General features: G+C 58.8%; 13 protein-coding genes. 11 read left to right on the top strand and 2 right to left on the bottom strand.

Annotated elements, in window-relative coordinates:
• Window positions 1-374: 374 nt before the first annotated feature.
• From secE to HMPREF2614_RS09175, 11 genes are all read left to right on the top strand, one after another.
• Window positions 375-683, top strand: a complete 309-nt coding sequence (gene secE / locus HMPREF2614_RS09125) for a preprotein translocase subunit SecE (protein WP_016422041.1) — start codon at window positions 375-377, stop codon at window positions 681-683.
• A gap of 191 nt (window positions 684-874) precedes the next feature.
• On the top strand, window positions 875-1723 hold the full coding sequence (gene nusG, locus HMPREF2614_RS09130; protein WP_070560802.1) for a transcription termination/antitermination protein NusG: 849 nt from the start codon (window positions 875-877) through the stop codon (window positions 1721-1723).
• 350 nt (window positions 1724-2073) lie between these two features.
• Complete coding sequence (rplK, locus tag HMPREF2614_RS09135) at window positions 2074-2511, top strand: 50S ribosomal protein L11 (protein WP_016422043.1); 438 nt, start codon at window positions 2074-2076, stop codon at window positions 2509-2511.
• 102 nt (window positions 2512-2613) lie between these two features.
• Complete coding sequence (gene rplA / locus HMPREF2614_RS09140; RefSeq protein WP_016422044.1) at window positions 2614-3318, top strand: 50S ribosomal protein L1; 705 nt, start codon at window positions 2614-2616, stop codon at window positions 3316-3318.
• A gap of 254 nt (window positions 3319-3572) precedes the next feature.
• Window positions 3573-4205: a hypothetical protein gene (locus tag HMPREF2614_RS09145; protein ID WP_038627615.1), complete on the top strand. Its 633-nt coding sequence runs from the start codon at window positions 3573-3575 to the stop codon at window positions 4203-4205.
• Window positions 4206-4592: 387 nt separating this feature from the next.
• Window positions 4593-5105, top strand: a complete 513-nt coding sequence (gene rplJ, locus HMPREF2614_RS09150) for a 50S ribosomal protein L10 (RefSeq protein ID WP_038627617.1) — start codon at window positions 4593-4595, stop codon at window positions 5103-5105.
• A gap of 124 nt (window positions 5106-5229) precedes the next feature.
• Window positions 5230-5613 (top strand): 50S ribosomal protein L7/L12, encoded by a 384-nt coding sequence (gene rplL / locus HMPREF2614_RS09155; RefSeq protein WP_038627619.1) that lies wholly within the window; start codon window positions 5230-5232, stop codon window positions 5611-5613.
• A gap of 223 nt (window positions 5614-5836) precedes the next feature.
• Window positions 5837-6802, top strand: coding sequence for a cell envelope lipid trafficking protein PgfA (locus HMPREF2614_RS09160; protein ID WP_049180771.1), 966 nt, complete (start codon window positions 5837-5839; stop codon window positions 6800-6802).
• A 434-nt stretch (window positions 6803-7236) separates the two neighbouring features.
• Window positions 7237-10725, top strand: coding sequence for a DNA-directed RNA polymerase subunit beta (locus tag HMPREF2614_RS09165; protein WP_038627624.1), 3489 nt, complete (start codon window positions 7237-7239; stop codon window positions 10723-10725).
• Between the two features lie 148 nt (window positions 10726-10873).
• Entirely contained in the window at window positions 10874-14845 is a 3972-nt protein-coding gene (locus tag HMPREF2614_RS09170; RefSeq protein WP_005509745.1) for a DNA-directed RNA polymerase subunit beta', read from the top strand.
• 316 nt (window positions 14846-15161) lie between these two features.
• Window positions 15162-15887, top strand: a complete 726-nt coding sequence (locus HMPREF2614_RS09175) for a type 1 glutamine amidotransferase (RefSeq protein ID WP_049180772.1) — start codon at window positions 15162-15164, stop codon at window positions 15885-15887.
• An 86-nt stretch (window positions 15888-15973) separates the two neighbouring features.
• Here the strand turns inward: HMPREF2614_RS09175 and HMPREF2614_RS09180 are convergent, their stop codons facing one another.
• The gene (locus HMPREF2614_RS09180) at window positions 15974-16801 is read right to left on the bottom strand and encodes an urease accessory protein UreD (protein WP_049180773.1); all 828 of its coding nucleotides are present in this window, start codon (window positions 16799-16801) and stop codon (window positions 15974-15976) included.
• A gap of 2 nt (window positions 16802-16803) precedes the next feature.
• Window positions 16804-17439: an urease accessory protein UreG gene (gene ureG / locus HMPREF2614_RS09185; RefSeq protein ID WP_141737478.1), complete on the bottom strand. Its 636-nt coding sequence runs from the start codon at window positions 17437-17439 to the stop codon at window positions 16804-16806.
• Window positions 17440-17441: the final 2 nt, after the last annotated feature.

A 17441-nucleotide genomic window follows, 5' to 3' on the forward strand; every position in this document is an offset into this window, starting at 1 on the left:
ATAAACTCGCACAGTTTCACATTTGCAGCCCGTAGTCTGGTGGGTCGTCCTTTTTGCAGCCCAAGCTTGCAGCACGAGCGAGCAGTCCAGGCTTGCAGCACGAGCTAGGGCGAAGCAGCAGTGAAGTGGCCGTCAGTGAGTATCGCTGCGGCCAGCAGCGGAATCGAATCTCGAAGCCTGCGGTTCCCACGAAGCGCATTTCTTCGATAGTGTGGATAATCGGCTAGAATTTACGCACTGAACCAGACTTGCTCTGCACAGTGGGGGCTCGGCTCCGGAGATTGTCCCTGGAGTTTGCTCTTGAAGAATTCACGTTTGAGTTTCACTGTGCAGTATCTTTAGGTCTCATATGCACGAAGTAGCGAAGGAGCATCGTGTCTGAGGAAAACCAGACTTTCCAGGCGGCGGCTCGCCCGTCCGGTAAGCGCCAGGCGACGGGCGCGCAGACCACCGTGGCGAAGAAGCCTGCGCGTGAGAAGGAGACCAACGAGCTTTCGACTCGTAACCCTTTGGTTTTCATCAAGCAGGTTGTTGACGAGCTGCGCAAGGTGATTTGGCCGACCGGCCGCCAGATGGTCACCTACAGTATCATCGTGATCCTGTTCCTGATTGCCATGATTGCTCTCGTGTGGGGTGTGGACACGCTGGCCGGTTTGGGTGTCCGATCGGTGTTGGGCAAGTAATCGGTTATACTGTTTCGCAGTGATGCTTTTCATCCCGCCTCCGAGTTCCGGACGGCGGGATTATTCGTTAGCGCAGCTGGTGTCTTGCTGTGCGAAGTGATTGCGGATGGCATATTGGCTCTTAAGACTCTTTGAGCGAAGATGCCAATGTCGCGAACCGTTGATGTAGATACAAGAGGGGTTAGCACGACATGAATGATGGTCAGAATATTTTCTCCGACGCCCAGTCCGCGGATGCTGCCGCAACTGAGCAGGATGCGCAGGGCGCACCGGCTCAGGTAGAAGCTCCGGCCGAGGGTGCAGCCGCAGCCGACGCAGCCGCAGCAGAAGCAGCGCCGGCAGAGGAGACCGCCGCTGACGCTGAGGCGCAAGCAGCTGCTGACGCAGACGCCGAGTACCGTAAGCGCCTGCGCGAGTTCCAGCGTGAGCTCAAGCGTCGTCCGGGCGACTGGTACATCATCCAGTGCTACTCCGGCTACGAGAACAAGGTGAAGACCAACCTGGAAATGCGTGCCCAGACCATGGGTGTCGATGAGCAGATCCACGAGGTCATCGTTCCGGTTGAGGAAGTCGAAGAGCGCAAGGACGACGGCAAGAAGAAGATCGTTAAGCGCAAGCTGCTGCCGGGCTACGTTCTGGTCCGCATGAGCCTGGATGACCCGTCCTGGTCCGTCGTCCGCGACACCCCGGGTGTTACTTCCTTCGTCGGTAGCGAGGGTCAGCCGTCCAAGGTCAAGATTCGTGAGGTCGCTAAGTTCCTCATGCCGAAGGAGACCATCACCGCGGACGCCGCTGAGGAAGCTGCAAATGCCGACGGTGAGCTGGCTGTCGCAGCGGCTCCGCAGGCAGAGAAGAAGGCCGTAGCCATCGACTACGAGGTCGGCGAGTCCGTCACCATCCTGTCCGGCCCGTTCGCATCTGTGGCTGCGACCATCTCCGAGATCGACCCGGACACCGGTCGCATGAAGGCCCTGGTTTCCATCTTCGGCCGTGAGACCCCGGTCGAGCTGGGCATCGATGAGGTCGAGAAGCTGAACTAGGCCTCGCACTAAGCCGGGCCTCGCACTAAGCGGGCCTCGCACTAAGCCGGGCGGCAAGCCAAGCGCCGAGCAAAGGCACCAGCTAGCTCTCTCGAGCAACCAATCTGGTAACGGATTTTGATGCACGCCATACGCTGCGGTAACGTAGCTAGGCGTGCATTTTTGTGCCTTGAGCACAGATGCGCCAAGTAATTCGTATCCCCGGTGGCTGGCACCAACTCGATGACCAGCGCCAGCGGCCATGATGGTCGTGGGCGCAAGGGTCGTCGTAAAGCGTCGGCATCCGGACGGGGTGAGTCGCCTTTTCATCGGGGCGGCGTGCCCCGGTAACTAGGAAGTAGGTTAATCCGATGGCTCCGAAGAAGAAGCTTTCTGCGATCATTAAGCTGCAGATCCAGGCTGGTCAGGCTAACCCGGCTCCGCCGGTTGGTCCGGCACTGGGTGCCCATGGTGTCAACATCATGGAGTTCTGCAAGGCTTACAACGCAGCAACTGAGAACCAGCGTGGCAACGTTGTCCCGGTTGAAATCTCCGTCTACGAAGACCGCTCCTTCACCTTCGTTCTGAAGACCCCGCCGGCAGCTAAGCTGCTGCTGAAGGCCGCTGGCATTCAGAAGGGCTCTGGCGTTCCGCACACCAACAAGGTCGGTTCCGTGACCTGGGAGCAGTGCAAGGAAATCGCCGAGCTGAAGAAGCCGGACCTGAACGCTAACGACATCGAGATGGGTGCACGCATCATCGCCGGTACCGCTCGCTCCATGGGCATCACCGTCGAGGGCGCTAAGTAAAACCGTCAGCGTTTAGCTGCACCTTCATCAAGTGGTAGGGCCAGCTTCGGCCCGCTAAACACCACAATCCAACCATTTCACTTAATTGAGATTGGACTTTTCATGAGCAAGAACTCTAAGGCATACCGCGCCGCCGCCGAGAAGATCGACGCCGGCCGCATCTACTCTCCACTCGAGGCCGCTAACCTGGCCAAGGAGACCTCCTCCAAGAACTACGACGCCACGATTGACGTTGCTATCCGCCTGGGCGTTGACCCGCGCAAGGCTGACCAGCTGGTTCGCGGCACTGTCTCCCTGCCGAACGGCACCGGTAAGACCGTTCGAGTCGTCGTTTTCGCCGCTGGCGAGAACGCCACCAAGGCTGAAGAGGCCGGCGCTGACTTCGTCGGTTCCGAGGAACTGATCGAAAAGATTCAGGGTGGCTGGACCGACTTCGATGCTGCAATCGCGACCCCGGACCAGATGGCCAAGGTTGGTCGCGTGGCTCGTATCCTCGGCCCGCGTGGTCTGATGCCGAACCCGAAGACCGGCACCGTTACCCCGGATGTCGCTAAGGCTGTCACCGAGATTAAGGGCGGTAAGATTTCCTTCCGCGTTGATAAGGCTGCAAACCTGCAGGCTGTTATCGGTAAGGCTTCCTTCGACGCCGAGAAGCTGGCCGAGAACTACGGTGCGCTTATCGACGAGCTGATGCGTCTCAAGCCATCCGCTGCTAAGGGTAAGTACCTGAAGAAGATCACCGTCTCCGCCACCAATGGCCCGGGCATCCCGGTTGACACCAGCGTGATCAAGGACTACACCGCCTAAATCAGCATCAGCCGGTAGGCGAGTGTGCTCTTCGCAAGTCGCTCGAGGGTGACTCAGAGCCAAGCTCTTTAAAACCGCCGCCACGCGCACTTTCTCCCGGTGTGTGAGGCGGCGGTTTTGCATTCTCATAAGGGATACCGATAGCGCGGTGGGGGTTTGGGCGCGGTAGACGTCGTAAAGCGAATTGCTAATCCAAAGAACTAATCGAGCCGAAATGGACTCACAGCCAAAGTTTGTTGCTTAAAATCGCGACTATGACGTTGATTTTGGAACCCGAAGAAGGGCTGGAGGCGCTTGGCGAGATTAATCGCCTGGCGCAGCTCGACGACGGTTCCGGAATTATTGAACCGCAGCTCATCTCGTACCTCGACTCGTTGGGCGACGACGCCTATGACATGCCTTGCCTGCGCATCGCGGGGCAGACGCTGCTGGGCGAGGTACTGACGGGGCTAGGGGAGGACGAGCGCGTAGCTGAGGTGCTTCGCCGCAATATCCAGGATTCTGTGGTGCTTGCGGGGATGAGCGAGGAGGAAGCTCTGCAAGCTCGGGCGGCGCAGGTCGTGGTCGTGCGGTTGCTGCGCATCATTGCGCGGATGGAGGCCGTGGAGCTTCGCAACGCCGTGGCGCAGCAGTGCCTGGCATCGCAGATCCCGCCGGTCGTGCGTGTGGCATTGACACTCACCGTGGATATTCTCGATGCCGCCAGGTTGGACGCGCATCCCGACGACATGGTGCGCGTAGTACTCGACTATGCAGACCAAGTGCTCTGGCTTGCCGACGATGACCTGAATGCGTACTTTGCCGAGCTCGAGATGATTGTGCAGCAACGTGAGAAGGACCTGGAGTTCGGCCGCTTTGGAGAGCCTGGTGCGGCGCGCTTTGGATAGGCGATTTGATTAATTGCCTGGGTCTGGTATAGAGTTTCTTCACGAAGTTTGACCGGCTTCCAATCGGCACCAACATTAAGTTGGGACGATGGAGGTTGGTACTCAAGTTTCACCGAAGACCGTCGGTCATTCGCTTTGAAAGAAGCGGATTGAAGGTTTCATTGTAGGAATACAGTGAGCGGCCCACGCAGGAGGACTTGGAAGCGCTTGCGCAGTTTGGCTTCACCTGCTGGCCCTGGGGTCGGCGGAGTTGAAGTGGAACATGCCAAAAGAATTGTGCGCCCCATCCTTGTGCGAGGATTGGGGCGTTTGTTGTATTTGCGCAAAAGAATCCTTCACTTGGCCGAGCGGAAAATTGCAAAGACCAGGAAGGAGGCGAGAGTACACATGGCAGCAAATACTGAGAAGATTGCAGCTGTTGCAGCGCTGAAGCAGGACGTCGAAGAGTCCAACGCTATCGTGCTGACTGAGTACCGCGGCCTGTCCGTTGCGGAAATCACGGAACTGCGTCGCGCCCTCGGTGCTGATGTTAAGTACTCCGTCGCCAAGAACACCATGATCAAGATCGCTGCCGACGAGGCAGGGATTGAGGGTCTTGATGAGCACCTGAACGGCCCGACTGCAGTCGCCTTCATCAAGGGCGAGGCTGTGGATGCGGCTAAGGCGATTAAGAAGTTCGCCGGTGACAACAAGAACCTCGTGATCAAGGGCGGCTACATGGACGGTGCTGCAATCGATGCAGCACAGTTCGAGGCTCTTGCGGATATGGATAACCGTGAGACCACGCTGGCAAAGCTGGCTGGTGCCTTCAACGGCGTTCTGGCGAACGTCGCTGGCCTGCTCGATGCTCCGACCTCCTCGGTTGCCCGCCTTGCAGCGGCACTCGAGGAAAAGAAGTAATCCCGAGCGGCTCGCGAACTACGCGAACTAAATCACGCGAAAAACTTTTAAATATCACTTTGACGGCTTCGACCCCAGGGATCTCTGAGGGGAGCGGCCGCACCACACTCATAGGAGAATATCCATGGCTAAGTACACCACTGAGGAACTGCTCGAGGCTTTCAAGGAAATGACCCTCGTTGAGCTCACCGAGTTCAAGAAGGCTTTCGAGGAAGAGTTCGACGTCACCGCTGCTGCTCCGGTCGCAGTTGCTGCTGCAGGCGCTGCTGGCGGCGAGGCTGCTGCTGAGGAGAAGGACGAGTTCGACGTCGTCCTCGAGGACGCTGGCGCTAAGAAGATCGGCGTTATTAAGGCTGTCCGCGAGATCGTCTCCGGCCTGGGCCTGAAGGAGGCTAAGGAGATGGTTGAGTCCGCTCCGAAGGCTATCCTGGAGGGTGCTTCTAAGGACGACGCTGAGGCTGCTAAGGCTAAGCTGGAAGAGGCTGGCGCAAAGGTCTCCCTCAAGTAATTCAGTTACTTGCTTCGGCCCCGGTAGTGGCCTAAAGCTGCCAATTCTGACCGCCAATTCTGGGCTTCTTGCCCGGGGTTGGCGGTTCTTTTGTTTCTGGGGCCTTTGCTAACCCACCTGACCCGGGCAAAACCTCACTAATCTCACCCGTCACAGAAAGTTGGGGCAAAAACCAGCCCACTCATTGTCTTGATTGCCCTTATTGGCCTGTAAAGTATCTAACATGCTCTCACGGCCGAGAATTTTGTCTATCCTTCTATTGGGTCTAGGCACTGCACTGCTTGCTGCTGGCATCTTGCTGCCCAAAGTGCTCAATGTTGATCCCAAAATGCCGCTTAACCTGCCGCCGGTGTCGTACACCCTGCGGGCGGAAGACGGTGTATCCACCAGGATTAACGAAGAAGGCAAGCGCGAAGAAGTGCACTCGCCGCTGCAGAGACAGCTCCACGGCGTACTCATCGAACCTGCCGATGCGGACAAGGTTTCGCTCCGTGTCGGTGTGACTGAAATGCGTGAGCTTCCCCCGGAGGTCATGGGCACCGACCCGCTGACCGAGCTTATCGAGGCCAATATCTGGACAGTGACCATCGACCGACTCACCGGCGAGGCGCTGGCTCCTGCGACGCTTGTCGACCGCATGGCGGGCGTTCCGCGGTCTGTGGCTTTCGAGGGGAACTGGGTGAAGCTCCCGGCTGACACGGAGGAAAAGGAATATCTGATCTTTGATGATTTCCTCCACGATTCCCTGCCAGCAAAGTTTGTCGGGGAAGAGGAACGCGGCGGCAACCGCGTTCTGCATTTCCGTCAGGATATTGAGAAGACGAATCTCGCCCAGAAGTACCGTTCTTACGTCTCTCAGCTAACTCAGGATGACAAATCCGGGTTCCTCCAGTACCAGGGCACCCGTGATTTTTGGGTTGAGCCGAAGTCTGGCTCGGTCATCGATATGGCCGAGGACATCCACCTTTGGTGGGAGACTCGCGATGGCGAGCCGATCATGGACTACCTGCGCTTCAACGGAAAGATGGACGAAGGCCTTTCCAATCAGCTTCTCTTCGGCGCAATACAGAATTTCCAGCGCCCGGCTCTAGAGCCGTGGTCAATCGGTCTCATTACGTCCGGTTCGATTCTGGTATTCATCGCAATCGTGGGCATCGTGCGTCCTTCGACCCGTCGTAAAGCAGAGTAACGCTTTACGACGGCCATAGCGCCCAGGCCTCATCGTTATATCGGTAACGGGTGAATGCGACACGCCCGATTTGTCAAGTTGTACTAGACAACTGTCAGTTTTTGATATAGGCTAAATCGTTGCGCTGGAATTAGTGTATCTGTCGCCAGCTCTTTTATAGTTTGCGCTCGGGGCTCGGGGCTATTATGTAGCACCGTTTTTCGTGCATCTAGCTGTTAAAGGAGTTGCTGCGGCGCCGCCGTTAGGGCTCGGGGGCTCGCCTTTTAAAGGCTGGTCTTGGAGGCCAAGTGGCGGGGGAATCACTTTCGTGTGTGACCAAAGGTTAGACGCAAAGTATCCCGGTGCGCAACAGAAATAATTCCTGCAACTTGAATCGCGTATAAACCAAGCGGGCGGAGCGCACCACCGGTTGCCGGTGTGCTCCACCGCGTGAGGTGCTGGAAGGACGCATCTTGGCAGTCTCCCGCCAGACCAAGGCAGTAACCGGTATTCCCGGAGCTTCGAAGAGGTACTCGTTTGCAAAGATTCAGGAGCCGATTGCGGTTCCTGGTCTGCTCGACCTGCAGCGTGAGTCTTTCGCATGGCTCATTGGCACGCCTGAGTGGCGCGCTCGTCGCCAGGAGGAGCTCGGAGAAGACGCTCGGGTTACCAGCGGTCTCGAAGATATTCTAGAAGAGCTCTCTCCGATCGAGGACTACTCCCAGAAGATGTCCCTGACGCTGTCGGACCCATGGTTCGACTCCGTCAAGAACACCGTGGATGAGTCCAAGGATAAGGACATCAACTACTCGGCTCCCCTCTACGTCACCGCGGAGTTCACCAACCGCGAGACCGGTGAGATCAAGAGCCAGACTGTCTTCATCGGTGACTTCCCGATGATGACGGACAAGGGTACGTTCATCGTCAACGGAACTGAGCGTGTCGTTGTTTCTCAGCTGGTGCGCTCTCCGGGCGTCTACTTCGATGAGACCATCGACAAGTCCACCGAGCGCCCGCTGCACTCGGTGAAGATTATTCCGTCGCGCGGTGCGTGGCTGGAGTTCGACGTCGACAAGCGGGACACCGTCGGCGTTCGTATTGACCGTAAGCGTCGCCAGCCGGTCACGGTTCTGCTGAAGGCTTTCGGCTGGACCACTGAGGAAATCAAGGAGCGCTTCGGCTTCTCTGAGATCATGATGGCCACCCTGGAGAAGGACGGTGTTGCAAACACCGACGAGGCTCTGCTGGAGATTTACCGCAAGCAGCGCCCGGGTGAGCCGCCGACGCGCGAGTCCGCGCTGGCTCTGCTGGAGAACAACTTCTTCAAGCCGAAGCGCTACGACCTGGCCAAGGTCGGTCGCTACAAGGTCAACCGCAAGCTGGGCCTGGGTACTGAGGTCTCTGGCGAGATGGTCCTGACCGAACAGGATATCGCTACCACCATTGAATACCTCGTGCGCCTGCACGACGGCGAGAATGTTATGACCTCGCCGGAAGGGGTCGAGATCCCGGTTGAGACCGACGATATCGACCACTTCGGTAACCGTCGTCTGCGTACCGTAGGCGAGCTGATTCAGAACCAGGTTCGCGTGGGCCTGTCCCGCATGGAACGCGTGGTTCGTGAGCGCATGACCACTCAGGACGTGGAGTCGATCCAGCCGACCACTCTGATTAACGTGCGCCCGGTCTCCGCGGCTATCCGTGAGTTCTTCGGTACTTCCCAGCTGTCCCAGTTCATGGACCAGAACAACTCGCTGTCGGGTCTGACCCACAAGCGTCGTCTGTCCGCACTGGGTCCGGGTGGTCTGACCCGTGACCGTGCTGGTCTCGAGGTTCGAGACGTTCACCCGTCCCACTACGGCCGCATGTGTCCAATTGAGACCCCAGAGGGTCCGAACATTGGCCTGATTGGTTCGCTGTCCTGCTACGCACGCGTGAACCCGTTCGGTTTCATTGAGACTCCGTACCGTCGCGTCCGCGATGGTGTCATCACCGATGAGGTCGACTACCTCACCGCTGATGAGGAAGACCGCTACGTCGTTGCGCAGGCCAACACTCCGATCGACGAGAACGGCCACTTCGTTCAGGAGACCCTGTCTGTTCGTAAGAAGGGCGGTGACGTCGAGTCCGTCCGCGCTGATGAGGTCGACTACCTCGATGTTTCCCCGCGTCAGATGGTCTCCGTGGCTACTGCCATGATTCCGTTCCTCGAGCACGACGACGCTAACCGTGCCCTGATGGGTGCGAACATGCAGCGTCAGGCTGTGCCGCTACTGCGTTCGGAGGCTCCGTTCGTCGGTACCGGTATGGAGCAGCGTGCTGCTTACGACGCGGGCGATGTCATTGTCGCTTCGGCCGCCGGTGTGGTCGAGACCGTGTCGGCAGACTTCATCACCATCATGGACGATGAAGGCCAGCGCCACACCTACCTGCTGCGCAAGTTCGAGCGCACCAACCAGGGCACCTGCTACAACCAGAAGCCACTGGTTGACGAGGGCCAGCGTGTTGAGGCCGGCCAGGTCATCGCTGACGGTCCGGGTACCGACAACGGTGAGATGGCACTTGGTAAGAACCTGCTCGTGGCATTCATGCCGTGGGAAGGTCACAACTACGAGGACGCCATCATCCTGAACCAGCGCATGGTTGAGGAGGACATCCTGACCTCGATTCACATCGAGGAGCACGAGATCGACGCCCGCGACACCAAGCTGGGTCCGGAGGAAATCACCCGTGACATCCCGAACGCGTCCGAGGAGATGCTGAAGGATCTGGATGAACGCGGCATCGTCCGCATCGGTGCCGACGTTCGCGACGGTGACATCCTGGTCGCTAAGACCACGCCGAAGGGTGAGACTGAGCTGACTCCGGAGGAGCGCCTGCTGCGCGCTATCTTCGGCGAGAAGTCCCGCGAGGTCCGTGACACTTCCATGCGTGTTCCGCACGGTGAGTCCGGCAAGGTCATCGGCGTCCGTGTCTTCTCCCGTGAAGACGATGACGACCTGGCACCGGGTGTCAACGAGATGGTCCGCGTGTACGTTGCGCAGAAGCGCAAGATCCAGGACGGCGACAAGATGGCAGGTCGCCACGGTAACAAGGGCGTTATCGGCAAGATCCTGCCGCAGGAGGACATGCCGTTCCTGCCGGACGGCACCCCGGTCGACATCATTCTGAACACCCACGGTGTTCCGCGTCGTATGAACATCGGCCAGGTCCTCGAGGTTCACCTCGGCTGGCTGGCGAAGGCCGGCTGGAGCATTGAGGGCGACCCGGATTGGGCTAAGCGTCTTCCGGCCGACCTGCACGACGTTCCGTCCGACTCCCTGGTTGCAACCCCAGTGTTCGACGGTGCTGAGAACGAGGAGCTCGCTGGTCTGCTCGCGTCGTCCCGCCCGAACCGTGACGGCGAGGTGCTGGTCAACGCTGACGGTAAGGCCACGCTGTTCGACGGCCGCTCTGGCGAAAAGTTCCCGTTCCCGGTTTCGGTGGGCTACATGTACATGCTGAAGCTGCACCACCTGGTCGACGAGAAGATTCACGCTCGTTCCACCGGTCCGTACTCCATGATTACCCAGCAGCCGCTGGGTGGTAAGGCTCAGTTCGGTGGTCAGCGCTTCGGTGAGATGGAGGTGTGGGCAATGCAGGCATACGGCGCTGCCTACACCCTGCAGGAGCTGCTCACCATCAAGTCCGATGACGTGGTTGGCCGCGTCAAGGTCTACGAGGCAATCGTGAAGGGCGACAACATTCCGGATCCGGGTATTCCGGAGTCGTTCAAGGTGCTTCTGAAGGAACTGCAGTCGCTCTGCCTGAACGTTGAGGTCCTTTCGGCCGACGGCGTTCCGGTTGAGTTGGGCTCCTCCGACGATGAGGAACTCGACCACGCGACCGCTTCCCTCGGCATTAACCTGTCCCGCGATGAGCGTTCCGACGCTGACTCCGCATAGTTTCTCGCTTAACGACGAAACATTGCGTGAGTATCAGGGTCGGGAAGCCCTAACTCGCGAATAACCCAACACAGACGACAACGTACAAAAACCTCCGCAGAGAATTTGGTTTCCGCATTACTTCGATGCGGAGGGAAAGGGAAAACAGGTGCTCGACGTCAACAACTTTGACGAGCTCCGGATTGGGCTCGCTACCGCCGACGACATCCGCCGCTGGTCTCGCGGTGAGGTCAAGAAGCCCGAGACGATTAACTACCGTACGCTGAAGCCGGAAAAGGATGGCCTTTTCTGTGAGCGTATCTTCGGCCCGACCCGTGACTGGGAGTGTGCTTGTGGTAAGTACAAGCGCGTTCGCTTCAAGGGCATCATCTGTGAACGCTGTGGCGTTGAGGTGACCAAGTCGAAGGTTCGCCGTGAGCGCATGGGCCACATTGAGCTGGCCGCTCCGGTCACTCACATCTGGTACTTCAAGGGTGTGCCGTCCCGCCTCGGCTACCTGCTCGACCTGGCTCCGAAGGATCTGGAAAAGATCATCTACTTCGCTGCCAACATCATCACCTCCGTGGATGAAGAGGCTCGCCACAACGACCAGGAAACCCTCGAAGCAGACATGCTCGTGGACAAGAAGCTGGTTGAGGACGATCGTGACCAGGAGCTGGCCGAGCGTGCCCAGACCCTGGAAGAGGATCTGGCTGAACTCGAGGCAGCGGGTGCCAAGGCTGATGCCCGTAAGAAGGTTCAGTCCGCAGCCGAGCGCGAGATGCGCCACATCCGTGAGCGCGCCCAGCGCGAGCTGGATCGTCTCGACGAGATTTGGAACACCTTCATCAAGCTCGAGCCGAAGCAGATGATTATCGACGAGGGTATTTACACCGAACTCGTCGACCGCTACGAGGATTACTTCACCGGTGGTATGGGTGCTGAGGCTATTCAGACCCTGATCCGCAACTTCGACCTGGCCAAGGAGGCCGAGGAGCTGCGCGAGATTATTCGCGACGGCAAGGGACAGAAGAAGATGCGCGCCCTCAAGCGCCTGAAGGTTGTCACTGCATTCCTGCAGTCCGGCAACGACCCGGCCGCTATGGTGCTCGACTGCATTCCGGTGATTCCGCCGGAGCTGCGCCCGATGGTGCAGCTCGACGGTGGCCGCTTTGCGACCTCGGACTTGAACGACCTCTACCGTCGTGTCATCAACCGAAACAACCGCCTGAAGCGCATGATTGACCTGGGCGCTCCGGAAATCATCGTCAACAACGAGAAGCGCATGCTTCAGGAATCCGTTGACGCACTGTTTGACAACGGACGTCGTGGCCGCCCGGTCACTGGTCCGGGTAACCGCCCGCTGAAGTCCCTGAGCGACCTGCTCAAGGGCAAGCAGGGTCGTTTCCGTCAGAACCTGCTGGGTAAGCGTGTTGACTACTCCGGCCGTTCGGTTATTATCGTCGGCCCGCAGCTGAAGCTGCACCAGTGTGGTCTGCCGAAGCTGATGGCTCTTGAGCTGTTCAAGCCGTTCGTTATGAAGGAGCTCGTGGCCAAGAGCTACGCGCAGAACATCAAGAGCGCGAAGCGCATGGTTGAGCGTCAGCGCCCAGAGGTGTGGGACGTCCTCGAAGATGTCATTACCGGACACCCGGTCCTGCTGAACCGTGCACCTACGCTGCACCGCCTGGGTATTCAGGCGTTCGAGCCGGTCCTGGTTGAGGGTAAGGCAATTCAGCTGCACCCACTGGCATGTGAGGCTTTCAACGCCGACTTCGACGGTGACCAGATGGCAGTTCACCTGCCGCTGTCCGCTGAAGCACAGGCCGAGGCTCGCGTCCTGATGCTGTCCTCGAACAACATTCTGTCGCCGGCTTCCGGTAAGCCGCTGGCTATGCCGCGTCTGGATATGGTCACTGGCCTGTACTTCCTGACACTGGAGAAGCCGGAGCTGCCGGGTGGCCACCAGGATGCCACCGAGGACGCACCGGAGCAGGGTATTTACACCAGCCCGGCCGAGGCCATCATGGCTTACGACCGCGGTGCAATTGGCCTGCAGAGCCCAATTAAGGTTCGCATCAGCCACCTGCGTCCGCCGGCCGAGATTGAGTCCGAGCAGTTTCCAGATGGTTGGAACAAGGGCGATACCTGGCTGGCTTCCACCACGCTGGGCCGCGTTATGTTCAACGACCTGCTGCCGTGGAACTACCCATACGTCGAAGGCGTTATGGCTAAGAAGCCGCAGGCTGCGATCATCAACGACTTGGCTGCCAAGTACCCGATGATTACGGTCGCTCAGACCGTCGACAAGCTCAAGGATGCTGGTTTCTACTGGGCTACCCGTTCTGGTGTCACCATTGCTATGTCTGACGTGCTGGTTCTCCCGAACAAGCGTGAGATCCTGAACGGCTACGAAGAGAAGGCCGCCACGGTGGAGAAGAAGTTCCGCCGCGGTAAGCTCTCGGCCGCTGAGCGTCACGAGTCGCTGGTTAACCTGTGGAAGGCTGCGACGGCTGAGGTCGGTGAAAAGGTCGAGGCTCTGTACCCGGATGACAACCCGATTCCGATGATCGTGAAGTCGGGTGCTGCCGGTAACATGGGCCAGATTCACTCGCTGGCCGGCATGAAGGGCATGGTTACGAACCCGCGTGGTGAATACATCACCCGCCCGATTAAGACCTCCTTCCGCGAAGGCCTGTCGGTTCTCGAGTACTTCAACAACTCGCACGGTTCCCGTAAGGGTCTGGCCGATACCGCGCTTCGTACCGCTGACTCGGGTTACCTGACCCGTCGTCTGGTCGACGTTGCACAGGACGTCATCGTTCGCGAAGAGGACTGTGGCACCCACGACGGTGTCGTTGTCGAGATTGGCGAGGATGTTCTGGACGCAACCGGCAACCCGACCGGCGAGATCCGTCGTGCGAAGTACGTCGAGACCGCCGCGATTGCTCGCGTACTGGCAGCAGATGTCACCGACGCTGAGGGCAATGTCCTTATCGAGGCTGACACCGACCTGAACGACGACCACATCACCCTGGCTCTCAGCCACGGTGTCAAGGAAGTCAAGGTCCGCTCGGTTCTGACCTGTTCCACCGCAACCGGTGTCTGTGCCAAGTGCTACGGTCGTTCGATGGCAACCGGCAAGCTGGTCGACATCGGAGAGGCTGTCGGTATTGTCGCTGCGCAGTCCATTGGTGAGCCGGGTACCCAGCTGACCATGCGTACGTTCCACCAGGGTGGTGTCGGTGGCGACATTACCGGTGGTCTGCCGCGTGTCCAGGAGCTGTTCGAGGCCCGAGTGCCGAAGAACAAGGCTCCACTGGTTCGCGAAAACGGTCGCGTGCGCCTGGAGGAGGACGAGCACTTCTACACGCTCACCCTCATCCCGGATGCCAACAGCGAGGACGAGGTCGTCTACGACAAGCTGTCCAAGCGTCAGGGTCTGGCTGAAATCACCGTCGATGGCCGTCGTCGCGCCATCCGCGATGGTGACCATGTGGTTAAGGGGCAGCAGCTGCTCAAGGGCGCTGCCGATCCGCACGAGGTCCTCGAGGTCCTGGGGCGCCGCGGTGTCCAGCGTCACCTCATTGAGGAAGTCCAGTCGGTCTACCGTGACCAGGGTGTGGCCATTCACGACAAGCACATCGAGGTTATTGTCAGCCAGATGCTGCGCCGCGTGATTGTGTCCAAGCCGGGTGACTCCGACCTGCTGCCAGGCGCATTGGTCGAGCGCTCCACGGTCATGGCTAAGAACCGCGAGATTGTTGCCTCCGGCGGCAGCGTCATCGAGGGCCGTCGCGTGCTGATGGGTATTACCAAGGCATCGCTGGCCACCGAGTCCTGGCTGTCCGCGGCCTCCTTCCAGGAGACGACGCGCGTGCTTACCGACGCCGCTATCAACAAGCGCTCGGATAAGCTCATCGGCCTGAAGGAGAACGTGATCATCGGTAAGCTAATCCCGGCTGGTACGGGTATCTCGCGCTACCGCAACATCACTGTTGAGCCGACTGAGGAAGCTGCCCGCCAGGCAGCCGCACCATTTGCCTCCTTCGGTGAGGGCTTCTACGGTGCCGAGGACACCTACGGCATCGACCAGGTTGGTTCCGCAGTTCCGCTGGATGACATCGGAACCTTCGAGTAAAAATCAATAGCTTTGCGGCCGCGGCTGGGGGTGGCAATCCTTTGAGATCCCCCAGTTCACCGCTGAGCAGAGCCACGCTCCTAACAGGGCTTACTGGTTAGCAATACGCGGTTAACCGAGCCCGACATTAGGCGGCAACCCAAAAATTCCCCCGACACCACAGTTGGTCAGTTGTTTTTAAACAGCTAGCCAAAAGGTGTTGGGGGATTTTTTGCTATTTACTTAAGTAATTTGCTATTGAAATGCGTAATTTGTGGCTACAATAAACAGTACGTTCGTACGGTAGACATAGCAGCGCGCATGAGAGGTGCCCGCCATGACTGAAATCACCATCATCCAACCCGATCCGACAGTCCCCATCGGCCGAATCGCACCATGGCTCGAAGAAATCGGAGCAACGTACACCACCGTCCGCCTATGTCGCGAACCAGTTCCGGCAATCACTGACTGCGGCGAGGGCATTATCATTCTGGGCGGCGCAATGGACGCCCTCAATGAAGAAAAGGCACCGTGGCTGCCCGCACTACGCACACTGCTTGACGACGCTCTTACCACCCACATTCCCGTTATCGGTATCTGCCTCGGACACCAAATCATTGCCAATTGCTTTGGCGGTACGGTGACAGTGGCAGCACCTGGTCAAGGTCAAGAAGGCGCAGCGGAGGTCACGTTGACCTCGGAAGGTGCGTGCGATCCACTTCTCGGTGCGCTACCTACAACCTTCGAGGTGGCAGAGTCCCACTTTGACGCAGTCGATGTACTCCCACCGCAGGCGACGTTACTGGCCACTGGTGAGCCATGCCCCGTCCAAGCCTTCCGGCTTGGCAGCATCGTCGGTGTGCAGTTCCACCCAGAGGCCACCCCAGAGTTAGTGGAGGAATGGTCAAAGACCAATGGCACGGATTCGGAGGCGATTGTGGCCAAGCTCCGAGCCGTCGATAAGCAGGTGGAAGCCAATGGGCGTGCGTTGATTGCGGCATTCGTCGAGCAGGTGGGTGCCAATCAGCCCAAGCGTGCCTGCAGTGTTGATGCGGGTGTCTAAGCAGGCTGCCTGATTAGACACAGCACGCACCCCGGGGCCGCGGTGGGGGCGGGAAAGCAGATGACTACCGCGGCACTCGCGACGTGCTACATCTTGCGCAGCGAAAACGCCGGTGCATTAAGGACTATGCGCCGCGCTAGATTCCAGTAATCATGTTGAGCGTCTGTTACATGCTCGATTGAATTGCCCATGAACCTGGCCCAGATGCCAAGGCCATCGGGAAGTGAAGACGCGCCGATAAGCGGGGCAGTGTCGCTGTGTGGATAGTCCTGCCAAGAGGTAAGGACATCGTCGACAAGCGGTGGCGAACATATGACCCAGAGGTTTGCCCAGGCGCGGTAGTTGCCATGCGCGATGGGCGAGGAGAGGTCGCGTTTGCCGAGATAGTGAGCCTTTTCGATAAATGCGGGAACACTGTCGTGCGCGTGTAACTCTGCACGCAGATCAATCTCGGCGGCATCGTGGAGCTCTCCGTGAGCGACGCGACCAGCGGTAAAGCAGTCGCCGACAATTGCAGTAGCACCGGGGGAGACAGTCACCTTTGTGTGCTGGCGGAAGTGGCAATCACGCGAAGGAATTGCCGGGTCCGGCAGGTATTCGAGGACGGCATCCGGCTCAACCGTGAATTCAGTCAGCTGTTCGGCGTAGCCGCTGGTCATTGAGTGCACTCGAGTAGCCGCCTGAGAGGTGACAATCGCATGTGCGCCACTTCGAACCTGTATCCGCTGGCGAACATGGTCGCCCTGGGCGAGACCGCCGCCGGTGGCACGAATATAGACCACGTGGGCATCGGGGAAGGACGGGTCGGAATGGAGAATGCGCCCCAGAGACAGCGGTGCACGAACACGCCGGGTACCGGGGCCAGCAGGCAGAATCTCCAGGTCGAGTAAGCCGTCCTTGCCAGGTCGTAGCATGGTTATGCCTGGTCAGAGGAGGAATCAACCGACGCAGACTTCGCCGCAGCCTCAATGAGATCGGCGAACTCCGCAATGCCGGAGCCGTCTAGACAATTGGTCAGCATGACCGGCTTGTCAGAGCGCACGGCAAGCGCATCAGTGTGCATCTGGTCCACATCGCAGCGGACATAGGGCGCGATGTCAATCTTGTTAATGACAAGAACATCGGAGTCCGTGATGCCAGGGCCACGCTTCTTCGGCATCTTCTGCCCCTCGGCGGTATCGAGCACAAAGACAAATAGGTCCGCCAGTGCAGGTGAGAAAGTCAGCGTGAGGTTATCGCCACCGGATTCGTAGAAAACAATGTCGATATCTGGGTGCTCCTCCAGCAACTCGGCGCTGGCCATGAGGTTCATAGTGGGATCATCGCGCACCGCAGTGTGTGGGCACGAGCCTGTCTCCACACCGATAATGCGCGAGGAGTCGACCACGCCGTCCAGCGCCTGCCGGATGTGATGAGCATCCTCTTGGGTGTAGATGTCATTGGTAATGATGCCCGGTGTGAAACCACGGGAAATCAGCTCAGGTACGAGCGTTTCAATCAAGGCCGTCTTGCCGGAGCCGACTGGTCCACCAATGCCAACGTGAAAAACCATTG

It is taken from the genome of Corynebacterium sp. HMSC074C11 (assembly GCF_001809455.1).
GTDB classification, from domain to species: Bacteria; Actinomycetota; Actinomycetes; order Mycobacteriales; family Mycobacteriaceae; genus Corynebacterium; species Corynebacterium amycolatum.

Excerpts from the sequence above, each read along its gene's own strand:
- nusG (WP_070560802.1), top strand. The coding sequence starts at position 875 with ATGAATGATGGTCAGAATATTTTCTCCGACGCCCAGTCCGCGGATGCT.
- rplK (WP_016422043.1), top strand. The coding sequence starts at position 2,074 with ATGGCTCCGAAGAAGAAGCTTTCTGCGATCATTAAGCTGCAGATCCAG.
- rplA (WP_016422044.1), top strand. The coding sequence starts at position 2,614 with ATGAGCAAGAACTCTAAGGCATACCGCGCCGCCGCCGAGAAGATCGAC.
- HMPREF2614_RS09145 (WP_038627615.1), top strand. The coding sequence starts at position 3,573 with ATGACGTTGATTTTGGAACCCGAAGAAGGGCTGGAGGCGCTTGGCGAG.
- rplJ (WP_038627617.1), top strand. The coding sequence starts at position 4,593 with ATGGCAGCAAATACTGAGAAGATTGCAGCTGTTGCAGCGCTGAAGCAG.
- rplL (WP_038627619.1), top strand. The coding sequence starts at position 5,230 with ATGGCTAAGTACACCACTGAGGAACTGCTCGAGGCTTTCAAGGAAATG.
- HMPREF2614_RS09160 (WP_049180771.1), top strand. The coding sequence starts at position 5,837 with ATGCTCTCACGGCCGAGAATTTTGTCTATCCTTCTATTGGGTCTAGGC.
- HMPREF2614_RS09175 (WP_049180772.1), top strand. The coding sequence starts at position 15,162 with ATGACTGAAATCACCATCATCCAACCCGATCCGACAGTCCCCATCGGC.
- HMPREF2614_RS09180 (WP_049180773.1), bottom strand. The coding sequence starts at position 16,801 with ATGCTACGACCTGGCAAGGACGGCTTACTCGACCTGGAGATTCTGCCT.
- ureG (WP_141737478.1), bottom strand. The coding sequence starts at position 17,439 with ATGGTTTTTCACGTTGGCATTGGTGGACCAGTCGGCTCCGGCAAGACG.